Annotated in this window: 23 protein-coding genes and 2 pseudogenes; 12 read left to right on the top strand and 13 right to left on the bottom strand. The window is 44.8% G+C overall.

Annotated elements, in window-relative coordinates; genetic code table 11:
• The 4 genes from HRU42_RS05230 (at position 1) to HRU42_RS05215 (ending at position 3,999) form a co-directional block, all read left to right on the top strand.
• Positions 1-411: a hypothetical protein gene (locus tag HRU42_RS05230; RefSeq protein WP_295029296.1), complete on the top strand. Its 411-nt coding sequence runs from the start codon at positions 1-3 to the stop codon at positions 409-411.
• Between the two features lie 190 nt (positions 412-601).
• Positions 602-952: a Fis family transcriptional regulator gene (locus tag HRU42_RS05225; RefSeq protein ID WP_295029295.1), complete on the top strand. Its 351-nt coding sequence runs from the start codon at positions 602-604 to the stop codon at positions 950-952.
• 187 nt (positions 953-1,139) lie between these two features.
• A complete protein-coding gene (locus HRU42_RS05220) occupies positions 1,140-2,024 on the top strand; it encodes a GyrI-like domain-containing protein (protein WP_367227141.1) in 885 nt (294 codons plus the stop codon).
• A gap of 619 nt (positions 2,025-2,643) precedes the next feature.
• On the top strand, positions 2,644-3,999 hold the full coding sequence (locus HRU42_RS05215; protein WP_295029294.1) for a Fic family protein: 1,356 nt from the start codon (positions 2,644-2,646) through the stop codon (positions 3,997-3,999).
• A 240-nt stretch (positions 4,000-4,239) separates the two neighbouring features.
• On the opposite strand, the pseudogene HRU42_RS05210 reads toward HRU42_RS05215, so the two are convergent.
• Together HRU42_RS05210 and HRU42_RS05205 are read right to left on the bottom strand one after the other, a co-directional pair.
• Positions 4,240-5,196, bottom strand: a pseudogene (locus HRU42_RS05210) (transposase).
• 149 nt (positions 5,197-5,345) lie between these two features.
• Positions 5,346-5,471 (bottom strand): annotated as a pseudogene (locus tag HRU42_RS05205) (IS4 family transposase); the annotation flags it as partial.
• Positions 5,472-5,620: 149 nt separating this feature from the next.
• On the opposite strand from HRU42_RS05205, the gene HRU42_RS05200 reads away from it, so the two are divergent.
• A complete protein-coding gene (locus HRU42_RS05200) occupies positions 5,621-6,361 on the top strand; it encodes a nucleotide-binding protein (RefSeq protein ID WP_295029292.1) in 741 nt (246 codons plus the stop codon).
• Between the two features lie 484 nt (positions 6,362-6,845).
• Here the strand turns inward: HRU42_RS05200 and HRU42_RS05195 are convergent, their stop codons facing one another.
• The 3 genes from HRU42_RS05195 to HRU42_RS05185 all read right to left on the bottom strand — a co-directional run bounded on the left by HRU42_RS05195 (position 6,846) and on the right by HRU42_RS05185 (position 9,922).
• Positions 6,846-7,385: a DUF924 family protein gene (locus HRU42_RS05195; protein ID WP_295029316.1), complete on the bottom strand. Its 540-nt coding sequence runs from the start codon at positions 7,383-7,385 to the stop codon at positions 6,846-6,848.
• A 124-nt stretch (positions 7,386-7,509) separates the two neighbouring features.
• Positions 7,510-9,093 (bottom strand): PH domain-containing protein, encoded by a 1,584-nt coding sequence (locus HRU42_RS05190; protein ID WP_295029289.1) that lies wholly within the window; start codon positions 9,091-9,093, stop codon positions 7,510-7,512.
• A 1-nt stretch (position 9,094) separates the two neighbouring features.
• Complete coding sequence (locus tag HRU42_RS05185; protein WP_295029287.1) at positions 9,095-9,922, bottom strand: PH domain-containing protein; 828 nt, start codon at positions 9,920-9,922, stop codon at positions 9,095-9,097.
• A 212-nt stretch (positions 9,923-10,134) separates the two neighbouring features.
• Here HRU42_RS05185 and HRU42_RS05180 point away from each other — a divergent pair, with 212 nt between their 5' ends.
• A complete protein-coding gene (locus tag HRU42_RS05180; RefSeq protein ID WP_295029285.1) occupies positions 10,135-10,425 on the top strand; it encodes a winged helix-turn-helix domain-containing protein in 291 nt (96 codons plus the stop codon).
• A 144-nt stretch (positions 10,426-10,569) separates the two neighbouring features.
• Here the strand turns inward: HRU42_RS05180 and hmpA are convergent, their stop codons facing one another.
• The 3 genes from hmpA to HRU42_RS05165 form a co-directional block, all read right to left on the bottom strand.
• The gene (gene hmpA, locus HRU42_RS05175) at positions 10,570-11,817 is read right to left on the bottom strand and encodes an NO-inducible flavohemoprotein (protein ID WP_295029283.1); all 1,248 of its coding nucleotides are present in this window, start codon (positions 11,815-11,817) and stop codon (positions 10,570-10,572) included.
• A 184-nt stretch (positions 11,818-12,001) separates the two neighbouring features.
• The gene (locus HRU42_RS05170) at positions 12,002-13,318 is read right to left on the bottom strand and encodes an NnrS family protein (RefSeq protein WP_295029281.1); all 1,317 of its coding nucleotides are present in this window, start codon (positions 13,316-13,318) and stop codon (positions 12,002-12,004) included.
• The gene (locus HRU42_RS05165; protein WP_295029279.1) at positions 13,315-13,476 is read right to left on the bottom strand and encodes a hypothetical protein; all 162 of its coding nucleotides are present in this window, start codon (positions 13,474-13,476) and stop codon (positions 13,315-13,317) included. Before HRU42_RS05165 ends, HRU42_RS05170 begins: the two co-directional genes overlap by 4 nt.
• 283 nt (positions 13,477-13,759) lie before the next feature.
• Here HRU42_RS05165 and norR point away from each other — a divergent pair, with 283 nt between their 5' ends.
• The 3 genes from norR to HRU42_RS05150 are packed head-to-tail and all read left to right on the top strand — an operon-like array spanning position 13,760 to position 16,158.
• Positions 13,760-15,385 (top strand): nitric oxide reductase transcriptional regulator NorR, encoded by a 1,626-nt coding sequence (gene norR / locus HRU42_RS05160; RefSeq protein WP_295029278.1) that lies wholly within the window; start codon positions 13,760-13,762, stop codon positions 15,383-15,385.
• A 50-nt stretch (positions 15,386-15,435) separates the two neighbouring features.
• Positions 15,436-15,753 (top strand): cupin domain-containing protein, encoded by a 318-nt coding sequence (locus tag HRU42_RS05155; protein ID WP_295029276.1) that lies wholly within the window; start codon positions 15,436-15,438, stop codon positions 15,751-15,753.
• 30 nt (positions 15,754-15,783) lie between these two features.
• On the top strand, positions 15,784-16,158 hold the full coding sequence (locus tag HRU42_RS05150; protein ID WP_295029275.1) for a PH domain-containing protein: 375 nt from the start codon (positions 15,784-15,786) through the stop codon (positions 16,156-16,158).
• Positions 16,159-16,332: 174 nt separating this feature from the next.
• Here HRU42_RS05150 and HRU42_RS05145 read toward each other — a convergent pair whose 3' ends face one another.
• The 3 genes from HRU42_RS05145 to HRU42_RS05135 form a co-directional block, all read right to left on the bottom strand.
• A complete protein-coding gene (locus tag HRU42_RS05145; RefSeq protein ID WP_295029273.1) occupies positions 16,333-17,337 on the bottom strand; it encodes a S41 family peptidase in 1,005 nt (334 codons plus the stop codon).
• Positions 17,338-18,013: 676 nt separating this feature from the next.
• Complete coding sequence (locus HRU42_RS05140; protein WP_295029272.1) at positions 18,014-18,799, bottom strand: metallophosphoesterase; 786 nt, start codon at positions 18,797-18,799, stop codon at positions 18,014-18,016.
• 15 nt (positions 18,800-18,814) lie between these two features.
• On the bottom strand, positions 18,815-18,973 hold the full coding sequence (locus HRU42_RS05135) for a hypothetical protein (RefSeq protein WP_295029271.1): 159 nt from the start codon (positions 18,971-18,973) through the stop codon (positions 18,815-18,817).
• A 232-nt stretch (positions 18,974-19,205) separates the two neighbouring features.
• On the opposite strand from HRU42_RS05135, the gene HRU42_RS05130 reads away from it, so the two are divergent.
• Positions 19,206-20,132, top strand: a complete 927-nt coding sequence (locus HRU42_RS05130) for a TAXI family TRAP transporter solute-binding subunit (protein WP_295029269.1) — start codon at positions 19,206-19,208, stop codon at positions 20,130-20,132.
• 163 nt (positions 20,133-20,295) lie between these two features.
• Positions 20,296-22,260 carry a TRAP transporter fused permease subunit gene (locus tag HRU42_RS05125; protein ID WP_295029267.1) on the top strand — a complete coding sequence of 655 codons (1,965 nt, stop codon included), beginning with the start codon at positions 20,296-20,298 and terminating at the stop codon, positions 22,258-22,260.
• Positions 22,261-22,876: 616 nt separating this feature from the next.
• On the opposite strand, the gene HRU42_RS05120 is transcribed toward HRU42_RS05125, so the two are convergent.
• Both HRU42_RS05120 and HRU42_RS05115 read right to left on the bottom strand, forming a co-directional pair.
• Entirely contained in the window at positions 22,877-23,548 is a 672-nt protein-coding gene (locus HRU42_RS05120) for a hypothetical protein (protein ID WP_295029266.1), read from the bottom strand.
• A gap of 131 nt (positions 23,549-23,679) precedes the next feature.
• Complete coding sequence (locus tag HRU42_RS05115) at positions 23,680-24,183, bottom strand: hypothetical protein (protein ID WP_295029264.1); 504 nt, start codon at positions 24,181-24,183, stop codon at positions 23,680-23,682.
• A 455-nt stretch (positions 24,184-24,638) separates the two neighbouring features.
• On the opposite strand from HRU42_RS05115, the gene HRU42_RS05110 reads away from it, so the two are divergent.
• Positions 24,639-24,842: a hypothetical protein gene (locus tag HRU42_RS05110; protein WP_295029263.1), complete on the top strand. Its 204-nt coding sequence runs from the start codon at positions 24,639-24,641 to the stop codon at positions 24,840-24,842.
• Positions 24,843-25,184: the final 342 nt, after the last annotated feature.

Genomic DNA, 25,184 nt, shown 5'->3' with positions numbered 1-25,184 from the left:
ATGTTTGATACGAGTAAGTTTTTTACTGTGATGAGTGCGGCATTGCTGGCTGTGCTTATATTCGGTACTTCGCAGTTTGCTCTCGCCGGAGGGCGTCTACGTCCTCCGGCTGACTTTGCCTGTGAGCCTAATCATATGACGTCCTGGATCGGGACTTTAGTCTTTTACTGGCGCGACGCGTCCCAACTGGGTTTCACCATAGACACAGATGATGGCACGCAAGAGTCTTTGATCACGCCTTATAGCCTGGACAAATTGTTGATCAATGGTGAGCACTTCATCGATGAAGATTGGTCAAAAGTCGAGTCGGAAGTCGGCCTACTCAAGCCGATGACCAGAGCCAGGATCTGGCTTTGTGATAATGATGGTAATGCCACCTTGATCGACTGGCAGATCAGTACTTTTTTGTAGATTATTCATCTTTTTTTACTCTTTATTCCCTTTGCTTGCCTCATTTTTTGGCTTAGCGATAAGCTGCTAACTGAGATGCTAATAGTTCCTGTAGACTCAAGCCTATGTATAAATACCTCATATAGTACTGGCTAGCGATCCCTGTGCGATAGAGGTAAGCAAAGTACGATTGAAGAGCAAGGTGAAACTAATGAGAAAGTCGGATAAGAAGATTGAAAATAGCCTGAGAGNATCACTGACTCACGTCTGTGANCTGGCACTGGAGCATGTNGAGGGCTTCGAGTGGATAACTCACCGAGTTAATTACGATAAGTTTCCGCAGTCATTAAGAATTGTCTGTGTATTTAATACCCATGCTGAGNTATCCGATGCGATAACCAATAAGCAGGATAAGTATCTTATCGGGCTCATTGAGCTGGAACTGGCTAAGGTGGCGATTAAGGTCGGTGATTTAAAGAGCAAGGTCAGTTTCGATACCGAAGAGGAGTGCAGTTCACCAGCCGAAGGGAAGTGGGACCGTCGTTTGAAGCGTCACCAATAGATATTCATCGAACTATATTTTGATTTTTTTTGACTAGAGCAATATCTGTCAGGAAAACCTTCCGTGTCATCGACATACTAGCCTCATATTCAGAAGGGCGTGTAGTATTGAGCATGTGATGAGTGGGCTTTATCGTGGAGCTCGCCATCTTGAACGCTGATGGAAACCTAGTTGAGATATTATACAGTTGAAAACAAAAATAGACAGTTACGCTAAGGTGATGATCCGGGTCTGTGACTATATTTATGAAAACTTGGATGAAGACCTGTCAGTTGAACATCTGAGTCTGTTTGCCGGTTTCTCTAAGTATCATTTTCATCGTCAGTTTTCGGATTATTTAGGTGTTGGCATATTCAGGTATATCCAACTATTACGTTTAAAGCGAGCCTCTTATCGACTCTACTTTGACCGTGATGCCAAGATTATTGATATTGCACTGGATGCTAAATTTGATTACCCCGAGTCATTCTCTCGGGCATTCAAGAAAGCTTTCGATCAATCGCCTTCTGAATTTCGTCGCCAGGCTCAGTGGTTGAGCTGGAATAAAAAATATCAATTTGGAGGCCGTAAGATGGATAAGAAACAGCAGGCAGAGCAGTTAGACGTTAGCGTCGATATCGTCAACTTTACTGAGACTAAGATAGCGGTATTCGAGCATAGGGGCGCTCCCGAGCTGGTTAATGAATCAGTCGGTAAGTTTATAACTTGGCGTAAGCTGACGGGTCTATCGCCTGTGGCGAAGAGCCAAACCTTCGGGCTAATTTATGAAGACCCTAAATCCGTTGCAGCAGATAAGTTCAGGTTCGATATAGCGGGCTCGGTATTGCATGAGGTGCCAGCTAACGCTTCGGGGATTATCAACAAAACCATTCCTGCTGGTCGCTGCGCGGTGATTCGTCATCTGGGTTCACATGACGACCTAGATACCAAAATTCATTATCTGTATGGCCAGTGGTTACCGGAAAGCGGCGAGTCCCTAAGAGACTTTCACTGTTTCTTCCATTATCAGAACTTCTTCCCCGAAGTGGCAGAGCATGAACTGATAACAGATATTTACCTACCCTTGGTTTAGCACCTTCGAATGAAGGTTAGGGCATTTTTCTTACTTCATTTGGCCGTAATTATGTTGAGTAAAGTATTTGATTGCTTTCCTTTTTTGTAACCTAATGCCTGTCCGGCGGGGAATGTGCACTCTTACTTTCACAAGAGTCTGCGAACCGCCGGCAATTCTGGGTCGCTATCGGCCTAACAATCAGGTACGTCGAGCTGAAGTCATAGAAGCTACCTCATAAAAAGCTAAATCAAGATAACTTAAAGCTAAGACCAAATAGCCTTAGTTGGGAGAATGTTGTCTTGACACAACGGGAGCGTCCATATATGTCCTGTCTTTTGATATAGTCAGTTTTATACTCGCTTTCAGTCGTTAACAGTGCCTATATTATTCGAACGTTCTTTCCTGCAAGAGCGAAAGTGACTCGTTAGAATTGACTTTTTCTGAGTCTTTAAATCGCATTTATTATCATCAAAAAATAGAGTTTATTTATCTATCTTAATAAGCCTAGCCTTGTATTGATACTGACTTAACTTAATGTAAAGAAAGCTTATTTAAATATCTTGCTCTTATTACTTGCTGAAACATACTTTACAAGTAATACTGACAAACATACAAAATATTTTTTTAGGTTTAGATGATGAAAAAGAAAGTGTTCGGCATTGAGGTGCCGCCAAGAGCTGAGGGCAACGAGCTTTCTTGCTTGCCAAAAGAACTCTGGTCAAAGGTGAGCCCACAACTTTGTGGGTTTAGTTCAAAAGGTGACTATCTGTCTTGGGATGAGTTTATCACCCGTACTCCGCAATTTAAGGGGTATAAAGAAGCTACATGGCACCTGTTAAAATTGAAAAGAAACCTAGAGGTTATTGATAAACTTTTCGCTTACAAATCAGATGGTAAAGTGGCGCTTGTATTTTATAGCATTTCATCGCTTGTTCACAAGATTCACAAGATTGAGCGCTTATCGACACTTAAGCATCTTAAACTACAAGGTAACGATTCGCAGCGGTATTTAACGACTAGCTTGATTATGGAGGAGTCTATTTCGAGCGCGCAAATGGAAGGTGCGGCAACTACAAGGTCTGTGGCTAAAGCTCTTCTCTCAACAGGCCGCGAACCAAGGGACTTCTCTGAAAGGATGATCATTAATAATTACCAGTTAATGAAATATGCGAAGGCATCGATTCATGAGCCGTTAACCATTGAGCTTATTCAGAAATTAAACATGGTGGCGACACAAGACGTATCTGAAAATGACCATGTAGCAGGAATGATTCGTGAGGGAGATATAGCTGTAAGAGGTGTTGTTGATGATGAGCTTATCCACCAAGCTCCAGATGCCAATAAAGTAAGCCTATTGCTTCAAAATCTGTGTGAATTTGCTAACGAAGAGCACGAAGGCGCTGAATTTATACATCCAATAGTTAAGGCCATTATTCTACACTTTATGGTTGGGTATATACACCCATTCGCAGATGGGAACGGCAGAACTGCAAGAGCATTATTCTACTGGTTTATGCTAAAAAGTGGCTATGACAACTTTGAGTTCATTTCTATTTCGTCGCTACTTAAAAAATCAATGAACAGATACGCCCGCGCTTTTGTTAAGAGCGAAGTGGATGAGTTCGACCTTACACATTTCATCGATTTTAATATGGGTATTCTCATTAGGGCTCTGGAAGGTTTCACCACGTTCATGCAGAAGAAAATTGAAGATATTGAGAAAACGAGGTTGGACCTGCATAAGTCTCCATACTTTAGACAGTTTAAACACCCACACATCACTATTATTAAGAAGGCACTCGAAGATGCAGGGCGAGAGTTCACAGTCAAGGAATGGCAGACGGAGTTTAATGTTACAGCAGCAGCTTCCAGAGGCTATCTGGATAAATTAGTAGATCTGAACTTACTAATTAAGAGCAAAGAGAGAGGTAGTAGACAGTACAAATATTTAGCGCCACGGAATTTGAAAGAGAGACTGAAAATTGATCAATAAAGGGGTCAGAACCTGAGGGGTCCCCACGAATTTAATAGCACGCTTGTGGATCTCTGACTAAATCTTGCAGTGTTTAATCTGGCCACCCACAATAAATCAACAATAATTACCGATATAACTGCAACTTCTGTCCATCACCATCATCGAACTGGGGATTTCTAACTAAAATAACGATTTTCAGGCAGGGCTGGTGAATTCAAGCTGTTTAAGTGGAAATAATTGTAAAGGAGGGAAAATCAGCTAATGACTATCTTGAAAAACACCGCAGCCATCTTCCAGGTACTTGCAGCACTTAGCAAAATGACGATGTCTTTTCTGTAGATGGTCGCAGTAATTTGTAAGCTCTTTGTTTCGGTGTTTTTCAAGGTAGTTGCCAACAGGACCATGAAATATTTTACCAAAGTCAGAGGTCATCTTTATCCAGTTACCTGGTGAGATATTCAACCTATTGAGTATATTAGACGAACTTTCATTGCCCATGAAGGGAAGTGGCGACTTAGGCTGCTCACCTTTCAAAGCTGCCTTTATACGCGCTTGAATACTGGTATAGTCTGATTTTTCTGGGATTAGTGCCATCTTGGCTCGAATAGGCCTATCTATTAATAAACAGTAGTCAACGTAAGCCATACAGGTCAAAACCGCAGCTTCATCTAACAGTGCTTGACTCTCTAAAAAGGAAATAGGTGAAACGCCCCTCCCAGAATCGACCAGTACAATTATCTTCTTTGTTGGCTTTTCTAGCAATCGGCTCATTTAAGCATCTCAACTCTTTTGAAAGCGTTAGCAAGATATATCGCTTAAACGGCTTCTGTACTGGGCAATTGAGTGCCTTAAGGGTGTAAGGTTCACCTCTTCAACGAGTTCCCCCTTTGCAAACCTTTGGGTTAAGTCAGTTCCTTTAAACAGTTGATGCCACTGCTCTACGACCTCTCTGTCTGTCCAGTTATTGGCTAATTCAATATCTATCCTCAGAACTAGATGCAGGTGGTTACTCATCACCGTATAAGCTGCAATATCAATAGCAAAAATATCACCAAGCTTAAGTAATTGAGATTCAACCCATTCTCGTCGATGCTCATACGATTGACCCGTATTAGGATCGACTCCTGTTAGCCATGCTTTGCGAACACATCTTGAGACTGCGTGGTACCAAGGCGTATCTTCAATACTAATTTGAGTTCTTCTTGGACGGGGCATGACGACCTCCTACTTCTACTAATAACCAAAGCTTAGTAGGAGGATAGAAAACACACAATTAACTCTGGGTGGCTCTATTTACGTTACTATTTACGTTACCTGTAAACAATTTTGAATCATGAGACCTACCTAATTCGCTACGACCCCTTTGTTAGTGATAGTTGATTACCATCGAGTAAGGACTCAGTTGCAACCATAAGAGAATTAAGACGTTTCTTATGTATTTGAGGGCATTGATCTGCGAGTGACTCATGTAGTACCTTAATATCGCGCATGGTGTTGTTATCTGGTTTGTTTTTGGCGAAATTAATTAGATTAAATTGCACCATGTGTGTCTAGCTTTTGAAAACAAAAGAAATTATCTGGGGATTCCCTTGATTCCAGCGTTATGTGCACTTTCGTAATTATTAATATTGGAGAATTAATGAAACCTAAACTATTTATCGCGTCGTCTGTAGAAGGGTTAAATGCCGCTTATACAATTCAGAGTAATTTACAGCACGATGTAGACGCAACTGCTTGGCCACAAGGTGTGTTTGATTTGTCTAGCTCTCCGTTAGATTCTTTGATTGATGCATTAGATAATAGTGACTTTGGGGTGTTCGTTTTTAATCCTGATGATATTACAACCATGAGAGGCGAGAGTAATCATGTAGTAAGAGATAACGTGTTATTTGAATTAGGGTTATTTATTGGAAAACTTGGAAAGCGTAGGTGTTTTATTGTAGAGCCAAGTGAACCCCAAATTTTATTACCTAGTGACTTGTGGGGAGTTACTACCGCTAGCTATGATGCTTCACGTAGTGATATTGCAGGTGCATTAGGTCCTGCTTGTCATGCTATTCGCTTAGCAGTTAAAAAGCATGGAATATTTGAAAAAAGCATGAAACCAAAAGCCGATATTGCAGTGAACTCTTTTGATAATTATGATCAAAATGATAAATTTGCTTTGATCAAATCATGGCTTTCACCCGCTGGGTCTGGAGTTGCAATTAAATTTACAGAAATTGATGACGAACTTGGCTTAGAGCATGGTACATCTATGGCGTTGCTTCCTCTGTTAATTGAAACATTACCCGAATATAGTATTGATATGCAAGGGGCTAATATATTGATATACAATTATAAAAGACAGAGAAAAGCTATGAACATTGGAGGCTATTAGTTTATAAATTCCGTTCACATAATCGGGTAGCCGGAGGTATCTAGCCTCCAGCCCCCATGTATAAAGGGGTCGGAGCGAATAAGGTAAAAATCACTTCAAGCTTCATTCGGAACTAGCACATTTTGGCTTTTACGTATTTAGCTACTAAACCAAGAAATCCTAAATCGAAGAGACAGATAACCAGGTGTAGATGCGGCTGCGAGCTTCCGAAACAGGGTGAGGTATCACGAAGTTATACTCTCCGAACGAGAGGCTGGGATGCCGAACTGGCCGTTAAACATGGACGTTGTTTGTTTCGGCAGAGCCTCCACGGAAGTACTCTTATAAAATCAAGAGCCGGCGTCTCGCAGAAGTATCTGCATATCCCCCGCTGGGAAGCGTTAGGTTACAATGAAGGGGGCGACCTTCAAATAACCACCCAACACCAAACCCGCCAAATGAACCCAAGCCTAAAAATACTTGCCAACTTGTTATTCGACAAGTACTAGAAGCTTGATCCTGGCTGCGACAAAAACGCTACTTCTTCTGGCGTCGATTCTCGCCCAAGGATCTCATTTCTATGGGGGTAGCGGCCAAATTGGTCGATAATCATTTTATGCCTGCGCTCAAACTCTAGGTTGCCCGCTGCGGCTTCACGGCTAAACAGCACCATGGCTATCTCATGGATCTTCCTAGATTCACTGTGCATATAAGGCATATACAGGAAAGGAACCTGCTTGGCTTTAAGTTCGGTATCAGCACCTTGTGCCACGGCCTCCTGGGCCAGAGCCAGCGCCAAGGGGTCCGATGCGAAGGCCTGAGGTGTATCCCTGTAGATATTACGGCAAAACTGATCCAGCACTATGATCTCGGCGAAGCGTCCCTGAGGTGTGGCGCGCCAATGGTAGAGTTCCCCGGCTCTAGGTTGTTCGACGAGCAAACCGAACCTGTGTTTTATCAAGGCATCAAATTCAGTATCTTTCACCCACCAGGCTTTAGGCTCAATCTCGTCGAACCAGAAGTTGATAATAGTCTCAGGTGTCATCTGTATCGTCTGCGACTGTGTATGTAACTGATTTTTTTCACTTGTGTTCAAGAGTATTCTCCTTTTTTTAGACTCGAGCTTGAGCACTCAGTGCCTAGTTTCTAGCACCTAAGAGCGGGTAAATTTAAATCCAATTCTGATGAGAACGACCGGTTATGGCTAGTGCGCGCTCGGCAATTTCTCTGGCATCATGCAGTGGTAAATAGGGGATAGTCTGGGTACCGCTTGCGAGACCGAGTTCAAGGGTCGCCAGGCCTTTTCTTTTCTGACCTTTAGTCTGAATAATGGCGACGTGTTGTACTTTTTTTAACGCAATTAAGTGCCAGCTATGACCGAGCATGCCGGTGTGGATCCAGCAGTCACTGCCATCTAAGACATAGCCCCATTGGCGATATCGCAAATAGAGACCAATAGTAAAGCTTAGCCCTATTAACCACATCAATTCGGTTATGGGATTGAGTCCCATGCCTAGGGTGTTAACCGCTGGCACGATAAGCGGGGCCAAGCCTCGTCGCCAGTACCAGCCAAAATGTATGGGATTATAGTGTTTGGGAAGCTCAGTCGTCCTGGCTTCTATGCCCTTCATATTCTTCAGTAGTGCAGATACGGTCTGACGAGTCATGCTGGGGACTAACATATGACGTTGCGCTTTTTGCCCGACTTCAGTGCCTGTCACCTGTTTGAAATACACGGTCCACAGCCTGAGTAACCTGCCTATGATGGGTTGTGAGAATCGAATCACCTGAATTCGCTTAAGGGCCAAAGCATCACTCTGTTTAGCGATAATACCGCCACTCCTGTGTAGTGTGCTGCTATCTCTGCTCAGGTGATAGGGATAATATTTGAGAACCGATGCGGCCATGGAGATCAATGACAAGAGCAAGTAGAAGCCAATCATTAACAGGCTAGCCAGTATGATTTGGTAAAGCAGATTGGTACTGATAGTGAGCTCATACCAGTGCCACACAGATTGAGCTAGATGAGTGTCGGCAAGTTGCGACCAGTCAAATTGCCCTATGATCGGACCAGCAATAATGGCAAACCAAAACAGGTTATTTTGATATAAACCAAATAACAGTAGTTGCTTAAAATCTTTGCGAACTAGGCTCTCGCTTCTGGCCTTAACGCCTTTGTTGCCGTAAGTGTCATTGGATACGGCGCCATTGATTTCGGCATTATTTTCTATGGCATTTTTAGCCTGATATTTACCTTCTACATCAGCTTCAACATCCTCTAATACCGAGGGAAGGAGAGGGTTAACCAACTTGTGTTTTAATTGGATTGCCTGGCGATAGTTTACCGCGGCGAGTACCGCTTCATCTTCTTTGGATCCAGCGGTCTCTACGACTAAGCTGTAGAGTCCCATGGGCCTAAAATAGAAGGGCTGTTCCAGACGCACATTCTGTATCTTGCTCAGGGGGATCTCGTGGGTCTTCTTAAAAATGAGCCCCTGACGCACGCCAAGTTTATCTTCATATAAGCGATAACGAAACATGGCCCATTGAATGATGGCATAGACGAGTACCGCGAGGGTAACACCAACCACTGCCACTATGATCCAGGGGGCATTAAAGCCTTGTTTCCAACCCGTATAGACCACAGGGATCATGGCATAACCGTTGGTGATCACTAAACGAATCGTATTTAAGGTATAGCTGATTATCGACCAGGGCGAGAGTCCTGACCAGAGTGAAAACCTCTTGTGCATGTTAGCGCTCACTCTCGGTGCTGAGCACGTCTGATTTCGACTCCAGTATCTCAGAATGTGTATCAGGATAAGTATCGGCGTGAGTCTTGAGCGATGTCTCTGGCAAAGTGTCTAAGGAGCTATTTATGCCTGGTTCTGGATTGCTAGGAGCAGGATTTATGCTAGGGCCTGGATAGATACTAGAATTTCCCCCTTTACTGGCCATGCCTGCCTTGGCCAGCAGATGCTGCCTGAGTTTTTCGGCCGCCTTGCTTTCTAAGCCTGGCAGCTCTATCTCGGCGCTGCCGCTACCGGCACTGAAACACTTTAGTGTATGTAGGCCAAATTTTCTCTCCAAGGGGCCTTGAGACAGACTGATATGTTGCAGTCGGGTATAAGGTAGGGAAATACGTTTAAACCAGACGATGCCTTTTTGCATCAAGAGCTCGTGATCACATACGGCGAAGGCAATTGACTTAGCATGGGCATAACGTAACCAGGTGATGACACTAAAGGCCAGGCTTGACGCCAGCAGTACCGGCAGAGCGACCCGAATAGGAAGTTCAGCGACGAAGATGATAAATACCGACAGCACACTGAAAAGAACCAGTGTGGCTATGATGGCCTCACATAAAACCTGAGTGTAGTGACGGGGATCCACTGGAGTCAAAGGAATTTGGTCGAAGCCAAGCCAGTCGGACTCGGCTTGAGTCTGCCTGGGTAACTCATGCTCTTGGGAGCTTATTTCGTCTGCAACCCGCTCAGAGGTTTGCTGAGTCACTAAGGTACTGCCCGATGCATTATCTGCAGCCTTGGTTGTCGCAGTAGCCAAATCAGTCGAATTAGCCATATCTTCTCAATTCGTTGCTATTATTAGGGAATCACTATATCAGGAACCCGCCCACATACTCTAGACCAGATATATTTCACTACAATTTAATGGGAGGGTTTAAGCGCTGGCATAATATTGCCTGACACAATTCACATTGCCAGTATTCGTTAATAATGTGCTATTTTATCAATAGGTAATTGATTAACCACTAGCTAAAAATAGGTGTTTGTGTGGATATTGAAGTCTCTAAACAGAAAAAAGCATTTTTACGTAAGCTCTATCTCGCTCACGCCATCGACAGCGAGCAGCATAACCTGCTCTCTTTGAATAAACACACAGGCATGCCAAGAAGAACCCTGCAAGATTCGATAGCCGCCTTGAGCGATGTCGGTATCGAATGCCAGTTTGTCCAGGATGGAGAGCGTAATAATTCGGGATATTACAAGATCAGTACCTGGGGGCCGATAAGCTCAGCCTGGGTAGATACGCACCTGGATGAGATAACTAGGCTGCTTGCTTAGAGGCCTTGTTTATAGAATTAAATAAACTCCATGATGCAGGTCTGTATCATGGAGTTTATCTGCCAGTCGTTAGGTCAAGATTCCATTCTTATTATTAACCGTGATGCTTCACCTCCTGAGTCCCCTTATTCTTCATAGCTGCTGTTATAAATCGGAATGTGGACCGAAGACTTCGTAATGAATGCGGCTATCTTCGACGCCCAGCTCGATGAGTTGCTGCTTAACAAAACTCATAAAGGCGACTGGGCCACATAGGTAGAAGTCACCTTTATCCAGAGGCAGTTCGGCTTTCAGGGGGACAAGGTTCATAAAGCCCATATGGCTGTTGACGCTGCCGCTATTACTCTGGCCCAGACCTTGTGAATTCAAAGTTTCCTGCTCATTGCCATCGAGTTCTCTGTACCAGGTATGGTGGGTCAACGTGAGTTCACTTGTCAGGGCCTGCACTCGCTCGTTGAAAGAGTGTTGGGCCAAGTTTTCACAGGCATGCAGGTAAAATACCGGCTTGGCGATTTTTTTCGCGGCAAGCATTTCCAACATAGACTGCATGGGGGTGACACCTACACCTGCCGAGATGAGTACCACAGGTTCGTTGCGCTCCACATAATGAAAATCACCAGCCGGTGGGAATATATCCAGCACGTCGCCCACATTCACTTGGTTATGTAGGTAGTTGGAAACGGTTCCCGGCTCATCATCTGGGTTTTTGGAGTCTTCACGTTTTACCGATATGCGGTAAGTCTTGCCATTGGGCTTGTCTGACAGTGAGTATTGACGCATCTCGCGGTATTCATGAGTGGCAGGTGCTACCTTGATGCCCAGATACTGACCGGCTTGGTAATCGACCACAGGCTCGTCATCGACGGGGGAAAATATAAAGCTGATGACCAGGGCCGATTCCTGACGTTTCTCTATCACCTTAAACTGTCTTGCGCCGAGCCAGCCACCGACTCTATTGGCATTTAGTGTATAGAGCTCCTCTTCACGGTTGATGAATATCCCAGCTAGCACACCGTAGGCTGCGGCCCAAGCTTCTTCGACTTCGGCGGTAAACGCCTCCGGTGCCAGCTCTCGTAGTGTGGCTAGCAGGTGGTGTCCCACAATTGGGTAGTGCTCGGGTTGAATATTTAGGCTGGTATGCTTATGCGCGATACGTTCGACAGCGCCTGAGAGAGCGGCGAGATTGTCGATGTTTTTAGCGTAAGCTGCGATGGCGCTAAACAGCGCTGCTGGCTGGCCTCCGCTGCGTTGATTACTCATATTGAAGATGTGTTTAAGCTCTGGATTATGCTTAAACATGCGCTGATAGAAGTATTCGGTAATGCCAGTGCCTGCAGATTCTAAAAGGGGAATGGTGCTCTTTACCAGTTCGATATGTTTTGCAGATAACATCTAAATATCCTTCATTTTTATGGGTGACACTAGGTGTCATCCCTTCGGGTGATTGTCTTAACCTTGCTTATTTAGCCTGACTGCATGAGCAAACTGCATAAATGTGCGTGTTATCGCTTGCTGTGTGAGTGCTGCTGTTAAGCACTGCTGGTGACAAGGTGTACGTGAAAATTCTTTGATAATATTAGTGTTTGGCACTCAACAAGATAGGCGTGTAGTGCCACAGAAATAGGCTGAAAGCGATGAGCCAAGACGCGGCGGCTATGTCCCAACCCAAACTCGCTTGTTGAAACAGGGGCAGAATGAAGCGAGCCAGAGCGCCAAAAAAAATCAGCGCGAAGGCAATATTCATTGAGCCGTGTGGCTTGAGTGCTCGGCCCGTATGACCCAGAGAAACCCTGGCTATCATGGCGAGTATCATGCCGCCTATGGTACCTATCGTTATCAGGTGCAAGGCATCGGCGAAGCGTATGATGTCGGTCAAGTAGCTTACGCCTAACAGCAGCAGACCTAGGCCCAGGGCTAAGTAACTGGCATGCAGTGACCAGAGTAAGGGGACCTTACGTGTAGATATGGGATCCCAGCAATATAAGCGCAGCAGATGTAAGATTCCGGCGGTGATAAGCAGGGCTGCCGGTGTGAATGCCAGGGCGATAAAGTGGCCACTAAAGAACACAGACACACAGAGTAACGTCACAACCGGCAGTAACTTGTCGACTAATGGCGTGGACTTAACCTTAGCTCCATCGGCGCCTCGTTCGGTGAAGAAGGGGATGACACGTCCGCCGACGATACCCACCAGCAAAGCAAACATGAGTATGGCACAGCGAGATAGGTGCAGGGCGAGCTGGGTATCGCCGAAGATATCTGCCAACAAGAGCGCTAAGTTCAGCAGCATCATGGCAGACAATAGGGGGATAAACTGATAATTGCGACGACTCTTAGCGCGCGAGACCATATAGGTCAGATAGCCGATGGATACTAGCCACCATAGAGCCTGCAATGCGATAGCCAGCAGTTGCAGATTAACGGAATGACTTAAGAGTAAGACGCGAACGGCTAACCAGATGCCAGTGAGCAGGAGCAAGGCTAGGCCGTTGAGGCTACGGATCTTGGTCCAAGTCTGCGCCGCAGTTAACAGAAACCCCACGGCTATGGTGGCGCCGAACCCAAACAGCATCTCATGAATATGCCAGATAAGCGGGCTGATACCCCCATCACTGAAAGGCGATATCTTGCCATGGAGGAATAAGATCCAGATGCTCAAGCTGATCACAGATAAGGCAGTGGCCGAGATAAACCAAGGGCGAAAGGCCAGATCCCAAATTGGCAGCTTAGTGATTTTAGACAGTGGCGCTGGCATAACCATTCTGGTTTTAGACACCTGCTCGACCTCCCCGGTCGAAGCGAGCCTGAAACTGAATTTTTGTGTGTTACTTTCCCGCAGCTTGTTATCTTTACTGGTTTGAGGTTCGCCGATCTTATGTAAGGTTTGGCTCATAGCTGAGTCGCCCCCAATCCATGCAGGCAGATGCAAGGCATGACAGTATTGCCACTGTGCAATACTCGCGTAAAAATCTTAGTGTCAGTGGTGAGCGAGTCTTTGCTGAAATGTGTATCATGATCCAAGCTAAAATCATTAGCATGAGTGGCATACATGGTGGAACTCCTTAAATCTGAACCTGTGTTTGAGCCAGAGAGTTAGTTCAAGTAACTTATACCGAACCTATTATGTTTTTAGTATCGCGAATCTCGTGCCAAGTATTTAAAGTGTTAATTTACAATGGTTTGATTGACTCATTGGTTTTTTTGAGTCATATTGACTCTGCAAAGCTGTGTCAATATGACTCTTGTGGTGTGATTTTTGTGTTTGCATGCTATCGTCACGTTATACTTCTATATGACTAGGCTCGTTTGAGCAGTCAAGAGTGCGGCAATTTTTATGACCATGATAGATATCTCCTCGGCGGCCTTGATAGAGCTGGCCCTGGATTTGACAAACAGTTTGACCACCAAAGATCGCTTCGATCGTCTACTCAGTACCGTGCGTCGTACCGTGAACTGTGATGCCGTGGTCTTGTTGCACGTCCAAGGCGAGAGGCTAAAGCCTCTAGCCCAGCAGGGACTGAGCAAAGAGAGCCTAGGGCGGCGCTTCGATATTCAGGCTCATCCCAGGTTCGAGATTATTTGTAGCTCATCGACTCCGGTGCGCTTCGCCGCCGACAGCATGCTTCCCGATCCCTACGACGGCATGCTGTTAGCCCATGCTGGTGATCTCCCGGTTCATGCCTGCATGGGTCTGCCACTGCTGGCCGATGACCAGCTTATCGGGGTGCTGACCTTAGATAGCATGACGCCTGAAGTGTTCGATAAATTACCTGAACGTACCTTAGACATCATCTCCGCCATGTCCGCTGCTACACTAAAGACAGCGATTTTACTGCAAGAGCTGGAGAGTCATTCCCAGCACAGTCAGGAGCTGGTTGCCGAGTTGACTAATGAAGCTTTGGTTAAGGATGGTGGCGAGCTGATTGGCGATAGCCCTGTGATGTTAAAGCTTAAGCGAGAGCTCGACATGGTGGCGGTTTCAGGTTTTTCGATTCTTATCGAAGGCGAAACAGGTGTGGGCAAGGAGCTGGTGGCCAGAACCTTACATAGGCAGTCGGCGCGATCTGAAGGCCCCCTCGTCTACGTTAACTGCGCCGCACTGCCGGAAAACTTGATCGAGAGTGAGCTGTTCGGTCATGTTAAGGGGGCATTTACCGGGGCCGATAGGAATCGTACCGGTAAATTCAGCCTGGCAGATGGCGGCACTATCTTTCTCGATGAGATCGGTGAGTTGCCCTTAGGGGTGCAAAGTAAGTTACTGCGGGCACTGCAGAGTCAGGAGATCCAGCCCGTGGGCAAAGATGCCACCGAGCAGGTCAATGTTCGCATCCTAGCGGCGACCAACAGGAAGCTTAAGCTGGAGGTGAGTGAAGGGCGGTTCAGGGCCGATCTCTACCACAGGCTGAGTGTCTATCCCATCTCAGTGCCTCCTCTTAGGGAGCGGGAAGGGGATGTGACCATGCTGGCAGGGTATTTTATCGAACAGATCCGCCGTAAATTGGGGATCCGTCAGTTGACAATCGATGCCTCGGCCATCAGCATACTCAATCGTTATGATTGGCCGGGTAATGTCCGCGAGTTAGAGCACGTGATAGGCCGAGCGGCTCTCAGAGCTAGAGGGCGTGGAAACCAGGCTATCGTGAGGATAGGTATCAGGCATATCGAGCAACTGGTAGACTCGGTGGCAAGCGCTCAGGATAAGTTGTCATCTTTAGCCTCGAATGGGTTCAATACCGAACTGTTAACATCAGGTCTGGTGGTGGAGGAAGGGGCGAGTATAGGCCTCAAGCTGGAAACGGAAACGTTTCAGCGTCAGCTTATTACCCGAGTCTTGAGTCAAGAATCGGGTAATTGGTCGGCTGCGGCGAAACGCCTGCAAACAGACAGAGCCAACCTGAGCCGGTTAGCCAAGAGGTTAGGGATCAGCGTGACCAAAGCTGTCACCTTCAGTACGAATTAATCCACACTGGTTAAACTAATAGATAGCCCCAATACTCGAGGAGAGTGTCTATGGAGAAGCGCAATATTTTCGACAAAATACCGTCGGATCTGACGCTAGAGTCCTTCGAGCAGATTGGTGGCAATGACAAAATACTTATCGAGAGGATAGTTTCTAAGGCTCATGTAACTCCAGAGGGGCAGTGGTACGATCAAGATCGCAGCGAATGGGTGATGGTCTTAAAGGGTGAGGCCAAGTTGCAATTTGAGCAAGGTGAACGGGTGCATATGAAGGCGGGTGATCATGTCGATATAGCTGCTCACTGCAAGCATAGGGTCACCTGGACCAGTCCTGAGACTGAAACTCTATGGCTAGCAGTGCATTACTGATTGTAATCAATACTTTTTAAGGAAGAAAAAATGGGATTATTAGATTCATTGATGGGCAACGCTTCGGAAGTAAATCTTGAAGAACTTGCCGACGAGCTAGGTCCAATCTTGGCCGACAACGAAGACCTGCACTTAGCTTATAAGCTGATCCGCGACATGTTTGTGTTTACCAATAAACGTCTCATCCTCATCGACAAGCAGGGGTTAACCGGTAAGAAGGTCAGCTATCATTCCATCCCCTATAAGGCCATCACGCATTTTGAGGTGGAAACTGCGGGTCGGTTCGATATGGACTCTGAGCTGAAGTTGTGGATCTCGGGTCAAGACCAGCCTCTAGTCAAGGAACTCAAAAAGGGCACCGATGTAGTCGGCATTCAGAAGACCATAGCGAACTTCATGTTATAAGCGTGTCATTATAAACTTGTCGTTATCAAACCGTCGTTATAAACAGCGCTAAGCCCCGAGACTCGCTAGTCGTTCAGCCAGTTACAACGGGTTGTAACCCATGACAGTGTTGGCTGTCTTTACGCACTAATGGGCTACAACCGCTTTAGCTCTATGTCGTTATAGTGTAGCGAATCACCTTATTGTGGATGATTCAAAAGCGAGTCGTCGAGCATAATTAAGTGCATCCATAGCCTTGACTTGAATATCTGCTGTGATGCCTTTTTTTTCCCAGTTTTGCTGGTTGGCAGAGATGACAGGTTTTGATAGTGATATTCTAAAAACTAATTCAGGTGTGATCTTCTTAACGCCGACATAGAATCCAGCCCCAGAAGTGACCTCTCCGACAAGGGTTGCCTTGCCGTTGGCTTGCATAACGCCTAAAAATAACTCAGTAGCACTTGCTGAGTCATGACTGGTAAGTATCCATATAGGGTAATCGGAATGAAATCGTTTATGCCCTGAGTGCTCAATGACTTGAATCGAATCGAGACTTTTATCAGACCTATCTAAGACTTCCCATAGAGGAGTTTTTACTGGAAAAAAATACCCTAAGATGTACTGGACTAAATAAGGTGAGCCGCCCACGGTGTCACGTAAATCGATTATCATTCCGTCACTTTTTTTTAGAAAATTAAACGCTGCATCGACAGTTTCTCTGGCTTTCTCATCAGGATGAAACTTATTGAATTTGAGATATCCTATGTTTCCATCAAGATAACGAATTTCTTCAAATGCATGATTGTAGGTGAGCTTACCGGTTTTATGGGAGAGGATGTGAGTGATCTGCTCATTGTCATTGACTGTGAATAAGCTTAGGTGAGAGTCACCGGTAATATGGCGAATATCGCGACCTATAAGGTTCGCAAAATCCTCAATAGTATGGATAGAAGCGTATTGCCCTTGCTTTAACTTCTCCAGAATGAATTGTTCTGTATTGGCGACCACGCTAGGTTCGATATAATGTTTTTTCATCACGTTAAACGTGTCATGAATCAGCGAATTTAATTCACTCTTAGATAGAGGATGTATTGAAGGGGAGCTTTCATCTGCACTGTAGGCTGGATGCAGGGAAAGCATCAATAATGACGATGCAAGAATTGCCGCGAGTATAAGTTTAGTTATGAGTAAATTTTTCATTGTGTACCTTAATTTAAAAATTGTGTTCAGCTAGATGCCGAGAGTTATCTCTGTGCATGGGCGAGTCACAAGTTTTAAATTAAAGCGTTAATAAATTTATAGAGTAAGTTGCTATCTTTCCAGCCAGAAAGGCGGAATCTGTCACAGGCTAGCTGCAGAAACCAATCTATATTGATGGGTCTCGTGGCTAAATAATCATCGCTAGCAAAGTGTCGTGTAAGATGTTGCTCAACCTGGGACCAAGTTGCAATTTGTGCGTTACTTGCAAATAGACTGGCGGAAGACGCTGGATGATATAGCGCATCAGAACTTAACTTCGAATCTTCACTATCCGTCATTAGGCTAAACAGTTTGTAGTCAGAGTGGTCTGCTGAAAGTGAAGTGGGAGTGGTTGGGTAAATAATTAAGCAATACAGAAAACAACACATCAATACTGAAGCGGCGAAGCAGCTTAGCTTGTTGGCTGTTTGATTGTTATTGCGATTCTTCATACTTGAAGTTATACCCTGAATGATAGCCTGACATCTTTATCAATAATCAATAGCTTAGTCAACTAAAAAGGTGAAGCGGAATACAAATCTTATTCTTAATTGCTGGGACGATTAATTTATTAATCCCTTGAGTCAGTTAAGTCGCTCTAGACGTTGCCAGTGGCTGATGGCAAGATTAAATCTAACTATTCGTTACGACAAAGGTTGAGGACAGATTCATTCAATAGATATTTTTTGGCGGGGAGTGACGAGCTGACAGAGCCAATATCGATAAGAATGTCATAAACCATGATGCCTATATTGGCGTTTTTCTCATAATCGGGATTGCTGTGTTCGAAGCCATAGGCGGTGGCGGGGCTGACGATAAGCGGTATGATTTGTCCGTGGGTTTTTATCGGCTGTTTGAAAAATGCATGGGCATGTCCGCTTAAAATGGCCAAGGTTTGTGGGTGTATCGCCTCGATAACATCAAGATTGTTTTCAATCCCTATCCGGGTAAACCACTTAGCGCCTAAGTTAACCACAGGATGATGGATCACCACGATAGATTGATGTTTTCTGGTGAACTGCTTCAATGAACTCAGGGATTTTCTTGATACGCGTCCCGCGCCGAGGGGCATATTAGCTAGCGGCTTCGGGCTGGAATCGACAAAGCACAGACTCAAGCCATGGTTAAGATGGACATGGTTTTTTACTTGGATTCTACTGCCGCTAAATACTGACTTCATCATAGCCAGATCGTCATGATTTCCCGCAATGGCAAAGATTCTAACGATAGAGGTGTGGGCCTGAACTATGGCTTTAAACTGCGTATAAATCTCAACGCAAGGGCCACAGACCAAGTCACCAGTTAGCAGCAATACATCGCCATCACCTCTTGCTTCAATCAGGGTTAACGCGCGAATTAAATTTAGCTTGGGCTCTGCTTCGCTCACTTGTAAGTGACAATCACTCAGCTGATATATTTTCATTTTATCCTTAAGCGTTTATCGTCTGGCCAGTTCAGTTGAAGCGGTAACTGTCTTATCAATGATATAAAGGCGTTTCCCTTGAATGGCAAGGGCCGATAAACTGCCAAGTTGGCTAAGTACGCCGCCGGCGGCAATGGCTTTAATCAGTTGTCTTCTGTTGAGTTCGTGCTTCATATTTATCCTGATTTCATGGGGATGAACCCCAAAAGTACATATGCATTTTATGATCCTGATAATCTTCATATTAACCTATCCTCTTAGACTATTCGAGACCTTGACATTGGCTAGCCCTTAAGTAATATCGATGCCAAATTGAAGTGGAAACATACGAATAATCAACAGGTTTTTGACTAAATGTAATGACCTAATAAATAATATATGTATCAAATTTATCAAGGGGAAGGCTATGTTCCATCGCGCGCTTACACTCGCTTTACTGCTCATTTTACCTTCGGCAGTACAAGCTGAAAATTATTCTATAGGTACTGGCGGTCAAAGCGGTATCTATTATCCATTCGGTGGAGCGCTAGCCAAAGTGTGGTCTGACAAGGTCCCAGACGTTAATGTCAAAGCCCAAGTGACCGCGGCATCGGTTGAGAATACCATCAAGGTCGTTCGCGGTGACATGATTGCCGGTATTGCCATGGGTAATGTAGTTCTCGATGCCTATAACGGTGAAGGCAAGTTCCGCAGCAAGATGCCAGTCAAGACCTTGTTTGCCCTTTATCCAAACCTGGTACATACCTTGGCATTGGAAAAATCTGGGATTAAATCTTTAGCCGATCTTAAGGGCAAGCGTATTTCCTTAGGTGCGCCGGCAAGTGGTACTGCGGTAACAGCAGCCGCCTTGCTGGCCTCTGTGGGTATCGATGTGAAGCGAGATATCGATGCGGTTTACTTAAACTACGGCGAGACCACCAATGCGTTAGCCAATGGTCAGATTGATGCCGGCTTCATCGTTGGTGGCCAAGGTGTAGGCGCAGTGACTCAAATTTCACTGACTCACAAGGTCAATATTATTCCAGTATCGGATGCCGAGAGCGCGGCCTTCATCGAGAAAAACCCAGCCTATAGCCAGTACACTATACCTGCCGATGTGTATAACAATGTGGGTGCTGTATCTACCTTGAGTGTGTGGAACGTCATCGTCGTTAGTGCCAAGATGAGTGACGAGATGGCCTATAACCTGACTAAGTCTGCGTTTGAGAATATGGATGATGTGCGTAAGGTGGTGAAAGTTGCCGAAGCGACTACGCCTGAAAATGCCCATCGATTGGCTGGAGTCCCCTTGCATGCAGGTGCACAGAAGTATCTGGACTCATTGGTTAAGTAATTTCCAATTTAATGAACACAATGAAATGAATGCAAGGGTAACCTGAGTGGTTGCCTTTGTGTTTTCAGTTTATCCCTTTTATTTTCTATTAATGCCACCTATTGATGTCTCTTTGTTAGACAGAATACGAATCACCTAGGCGTTAATATGTTGAGGACATGATATGACCCAAACTAATAATAGCAAATTAGGTCATGATGAACCTGTACTCGAAGACACTAAAGATATTCATAGCTCAGTGGCCATCGACGTATCTCTGCCATATGAGCCAATGTTCAAGGTATCCGGTTATATCATTCTAGCCATTGCAGTGGCTCTGTCGGCTTTTCAGATTTGGCAGGGGATCACGTCCACTATTTCGGCGACTTACTTCAGGCCGGTGCACCTGTGCTGGGTGCTAGTGCTGATTTTCCTGCATTACCCTTTAATGAGTAACCGATACAGCAAGCTCTACCTCCCTGGAAGAGTATTTGATCTCGCGCTCTGTGGCTTGGCACTGTTTGCCGCCTACCGAATGAGCATTTTTGATTATAACGATATCGATCACTTGCTCTATGGCCTCAAGATGCCAGATTTAGTGGCGGGTAGTGCCCTGATAGTACTCTTGATGGAGGGCTGTCGCCGTACTGTGGGTTGGGTGATGGTACTGATAGCTGTGCTATTTTTATCCTACAGTGCCCTTGGTGACATCTTGCCAAGCGCGATTGCGACTAAGGGTTATTCACTGCAAGAGCTTATCCAGTTTCAGATTTATTCTGCTAATGGGATATTTGGCTCGGCCTTAGGGATTGCGGCGACGACGGTATTCATCTTCGTACTCTTCGGCGCCTTCTTAGAGGTGACCGGTGCGGGTAAATTCTTCATCGACTTATCATTCTCTATCGCAGGTAAGTATCGCGGTGGTCCTGCGAAGGCCGCTGTATTGGCCTCCGCCGGTCTTGGCTCAATTTCGGGGTCTGCGATTGCCAATACTGTGACCACAGGCTCGGTGACCATACCTATGATGAAGAAGCTGGGTTATAAACCTGAGCAGGCGGCGGGTATCGAAGCGGCTGCATCGACCGGTGGGCAGATCATGCCCCCTATCATGGGGGCGGGCGCTTTTGTGATGGCGCAGTTCACCGGGGTACCCTATAGCGAGATCATGCTAGCGTCTATCGCCCCAGCTATTCTCTACTTCTTCTGTACCTTGCTCTATGTACACTTGATGGCGTGTAAGTTAAACCTCAAGGCTGTGAGTCGCACCGAGGCGGTGATTTCGGTGATGAAACATGGCGCCCATCATCTTATTCCACTGGGATTGATCACTGCACTGCTGATGATGGCTTATTCGCCACTGTTAGTCGGTGTTGCAGGTTGTGCGGCAATCTTAGTGACGGCAGCGCTGCGTAAACACAGTCGTATAGGTTTGACTAAGTTTATTCAGGGAATGAAAAACGGTGCCCTGATGGCGCTACCCATCTCGGTGGCCTGCGGCGCGGCGGGGATCATCGTCGGCGTAGTGGGTCAGACTGGCATTGGCTTACAGTTCACTCAGTTCGTGATGGAGTTCTCCGGTGGCTACATGCTGGTGGCGCTCGGGCTTATCAGTATCGTCGCCTTGATATTAGGCATGGGCTTACCCGTGACCGCGGCCTATATCGTACTCGCCGTGATGGCCGTGCCCATGCTGGGGGACTTTGGACTGCCACTGCTGACGGCCCACCTCATCATCTTCTGGCTGTCCCAGACCTCAAATGTGACCCCGCCAATTGCATTAGCCGCCTTTGCCGCGGCCGGTGTGGCTAACGCCAATCCGATGAAATCTTCGGTGGAGGCCTTTAAGCTCGCTGGCGGCCTGTTTATCATCCCGATCATGATGGCCTATACGGATCTGGTAAGCCCTGAGGCGAGTGCATTGGAGTTTAGTTTTGCCATTGCCCAGACCGCGGCAATCATATTGGCCCTAGCGATATCTATCGAAGGATATCTATTGCGAGCGCTGTCTAAAATGGAACGTGTTATCGCGCTCATGATGGCTCCCCTGATCTTGTTTAACCCATTCGGTGCCGGGTTTGTGGGAATATTGGTGATATTAGGCTTGATAATGATACAGTGGAAAACGCGGGATCTGGCAGCAGGGACGTAACTGGTGAGATAATACTGACCCCACTTGTTCCATTAGCCTTCAAATGAAGGTTGATCACATTTTTGCCTTGGTTCATTTTTTTGTTGTGACTTTTCGTCATTCCGGCAGATCTTTTGAGCCGGAACCCAGTGACCTTTGCTGTTGGAATATGTCATCGAAGCTCGCAACCGCATCTACAGCTACTGATTTACAAGATAAGTTGTCTCTTCGATTTTAGAGTGTGTTATTACTAATTTGAGCGGTTTCATCATGGCTGGCACCATTCATTCGCTACTTTGAACTTGGGGGAAGTTAAAGTATCAAAAATCTTATGGGTGTCCACTTATCGCGGTTGCATATAACTATCACCTTGATACATTAAATTAAAGTAAATCATGGCACTACATTTTATTTATCACTCATAATACCAGAGCTGGTATGTGGTCAATGGCTTCATTTTTATGTTGGGTGGCTCGATAAATTATTGCTCGATAAATTGCTCGCTCGATAAATTCGGCTCGATAAATTGATAAATTCCCTGAATCCTGCGGATGCTGAGATGGCTTACACGCCACTCGTTCTGTTCCAGCCGTCCCATATACTGGCGTTAACTGTTTTTGTATGTTTAGGCTATTTTTTAAATATAAACATCAACTTTATTATTATCTGTTAACAATAATGCAGCCTTTTTTTGATATAAGTAAAAAGAATCCTCGGATATAAATTTATCAAGTGTATTAATTATTTCTTTCATGTAAGAGGATGCTACGCGATAGTCCTGGCGTTTAGGATATTCTTTAGCTAGTTTATCTGATTCCTTTGAACTGTTAGAAAAATATTCGATAGTATCAATGTTTTTATCGGGATCAACATTACCGCCGCCGAAGGAAAGTACTTCAAGAGTAGCTTGCAAATTATTCATATCCTCTCTTCTTTTTGATATGATTGGATTACCTGATTTGTCTAATCTAGTCGGTTCATCACTGCCATGTTTTTGTGTATATTTCCACTCCATTTCATTCACCTTTTTAACAATACTATAAAGTTCATTTATACTCATGTTAGAAAAGTCGAGGTCGTCTTTTTTAAATATTTGTTCATAAGCACTCCCCTCAATTAATGATGAATCTAAGGTGTTATTATCTTTTTTTTCTTTCGAGTAGAGTTTAGTGGTACTTAAGTTGGTTTTTAAACTACTTTCAATTGCTTTTTTTTCAAACGTATTTTTAATATTTTCGTCATCTGTTTTTGAAAAAGCAGTGGCTTTATTTCCAAGCTGGGTATGTAATGCGTTGATATTTATTTTCATAAAATCCTTTTAATTTAATTATTATTCTACTTTGTCGACATTACTGAGAAAATCGAGATTTTATAGTAAACTAAGTCATATATTAACGGCTCATGAAATTAAGACTCATGATCCGGTTAGATTTATTATGGCTAGCCTCTAGATCTCACTTCATATGAAATCCCACCATAAAAAGAACCTGTTGTTGTTTTATTCTCAACTTGCCAATAATAAGTGCCTGTATCATATATGGAAGTGGAAACAGCTACACTATAGCCGCCCGCAACTTTTTTTCCATCACTATTAACTAAAGTTACTGTGAACTTATGCCCGTCATAGTTTCTTAAAATTGCAAAGCCGTATCTATGGCAGCTACCACCATTATGAGTAAAACTTGCAAGAGTTCGTTTCTGACCCAATTTTAGACTCGTGTATAGAGTATAAACGGTAGCTTTGCAGCGTTGATATTCATTGGCTATTTGACCACTTTTAGCTGCTTCTTCGAAATCTAGAATAGAATTTAATGATGCGGTTTGATCATGCGGTTCTTGTATTTTAACTGACGGTGATGCTGTAGCAGTGTCATCTGCGCTCATTAGATTAAAAGAAAGACTTGCGGCAGCAATCAGTAGTGTTACTGGGAGTAAATATTTCATAACTTAAAATCCTTTATGTAAGTTAGTTTGCAACTAATCTATGAGTCTTCATAGCGAAATGAGAGTAACTCTTATTTAAAACAAAGTCACGTTTTAACCATTTTGGGTGTAATCAACAGCTAACAAGCTGTTAAATAAGTACAAAATACAGTTGACCATATATCCTTCGTCGCTTATTTTAGCCAACTACAGAAAAGACGGGACAGGCATAACTTTGTCCAAGCGTAATATCAGAAGTGCTACGCTTCCACGGAGAACATAGAGGTAAAGATGAAGGTCTCCAAAGGCTTGAGCTGTTGCCTTTTTCCGTGGTAAATCGCATTTGTTCAGTTTTAATATCTTTTGAGTTAGAGCGAGTGTTCTATCTCATATATGTCCAACAGCTTGTTTGTCATATAGAGAAAAGCCAAATCGAAGAGAGTAATAACAGGGTGTGAACGCGGCTGCGAGTTTCCGTGACAAGGCCGTTCTATGACATCCCTGTCACCACGGCATTTGTGAATCTGACCTATTATAGGGCCTGTGATACTCCAGATATCACTCAGGGATTCCCTACGCTGACCCATAGGGCCTGCGATATTCCAGATATCACTCAGGCATTCCCCACGCTGACCCTTAGGGATATGGAAAATGTCTTGGGCTGTAGGGAACATCTCTGACCATGTGATCACGACATTGGTATATCCATATACAGCACCTGCTGCAAGCAATAAACACCAATATAGCCATGGTTTGCTAAATCCCACCAAACAAAAAAAGCCCAATAAACCCTATAGACTAACTTCAAACGTTATTTAGTGACTTGTTAATCGACATGATTCGAAGAAACACTGCTTACTCTTTGCTTGTAAGAACAGGTGTAGATGCGGCTGCGAGCTTCCAAAAAAGGGACTTTTTGGCAGAGCTTCCATGGACGGACTGGCAGCGTCTCGTAGAAGTATCTGCACATGCCTCGCCGGCCAGGCGATAGATTGCAATGAAGGTTAAACCTTCAAACACAC

Source organism: Shewanella sp., assembly GCF_013214165.1.
In the GTDB taxonomy this organism is placed as follows: domain Bacteria; phylum Pseudomonadota; class Gammaproteobacteria; order Enterobacterales; family Shewanellaceae; genus Shewanella.
Note: the sequence above shows the minus strand (reverse complement) of the source record. Positions and strands in the feature narration are given on the sequence as shown.

Bases quoted from the DNA above. Each gene is read 5' to 3' on its own strand.
- HRU42_RS05230 (WP_295029296.1), top strand. From the start codon at position 1: ATGTTTGATACGAGTAAGTTTTTTACTGTGATGAGTGCGGCATTGCTG.
- HRU42_RS05215 (WP_295029294.1), top strand. From the start codon at position 2,644: ATGAAAAAGAAAGTGTTCGGCATTGAGGTGCCGCCAAGAGCTGAGGGC.
- HRU42_RS05200 (WP_295029292.1), top strand. From the start codon at position 5,621: ATGAAACCTAAACTATTTATCGCGTCGTCTGTAGAAGGGTTAAATGCC.
- HRU42_RS05195 (WP_295029316.1), bottom strand. From the start codon at position 7,385: ATGACACCTGAGACTATTATCAACTTCTGGTTCGACGAGATTGAGCCT.
- HRU42_RS05190 (WP_295029289.1), bottom strand. From the start codon at position 9,093: ATGCACAAGAGGTTTTCACTCTGGTCAGGACTCTCGCCCTGGTCGATA.
- HRU42_RS05185 (WP_295029287.1), bottom strand. From the start codon at position 9,922: ATGGCTAATTCGACTGATTTGGCTACTGCGACAACCAAGGCTGCAGAT.
- hmpA (WP_295029283.1), bottom strand. From the start codon at position 11,817: ATGTTATCTGCAAAACATATCGAACTGGTAAAGAGCACCATTCCCCTT.
- HRU42_RS05170 (WP_295029281.1), bottom strand. From the start codon at position 13,318: ATGAGCCAAACCTTACATAAGATCGGCGAACCTCAAACCAGTAAAGAT.
- HRU42_RS05165 (WP_295029279.1), bottom strand. From the start codon at position 13,476: ATGTATGCCACTCATGCTAATGATTTTAGCTTGGATCATGATACACAT.
- norR (WP_295029278.1), top strand. From the start codon at position 13,760: ATGACCATGATAGATATCTCCTCGGCGGCCTTGATAGAGCTGGCCCTG.
- HRU42_RS05155 (WP_295029276.1), top strand. From the start codon at position 15,436: ATGGAGAAGCGCAATATTTTCGACAAAATACCGTCGGATCTGACGCTA.
- HRU42_RS05150 (WP_295029275.1), top strand. From the start codon at position 15,784: ATGGGATTATTAGATTCATTGATGGGCAACGCTTCGGAAGTAAATCTT.
- HRU42_RS05145 (WP_295029273.1), bottom strand. From the start codon at position 17,337: ATGAAAAATTTACTCATAACTAAACTTATACTCGCGGCAATTCTTGCA.
- HRU42_RS05140 (WP_295029272.1), bottom strand. From the start codon at position 18,799: ATGAAAATATATCAGCTGAGTGATTGTCACTTACAAGTGAGCGAAGCA.
- HRU42_RS05135 (WP_295029271.1), bottom strand. From the start codon at position 18,973: ATGAAGCACGAACTCAACAGAAGACAACTGATTAAAGCCATTGCCGCC.
- HRU42_RS05130 (WP_295029269.1), top strand. From the start codon at position 19,206: ATGTTCCATCGCGCGCTTACACTCGCTTTACTGCTCATTTTACCTTCG.
- HRU42_RS05125 (WP_295029267.1), top strand. From the start codon at position 20,296: ATGACCCAAACTAATAATAGCAAATTAGGTCATGATGAACCTGTACTC.
- HRU42_RS05120 (WP_295029266.1), bottom strand. From the start codon at position 23,548: ATGAAAATAAATATCAACGCATTACATACCCAGCTTGGAAATAAAGCC.
- HRU42_RS05115 (WP_295029264.1), bottom strand. From the start codon at position 24,183: ATGAAATATTTACTCCCAGTAACACTACTGATTGCTGCCGCAAGTCTT.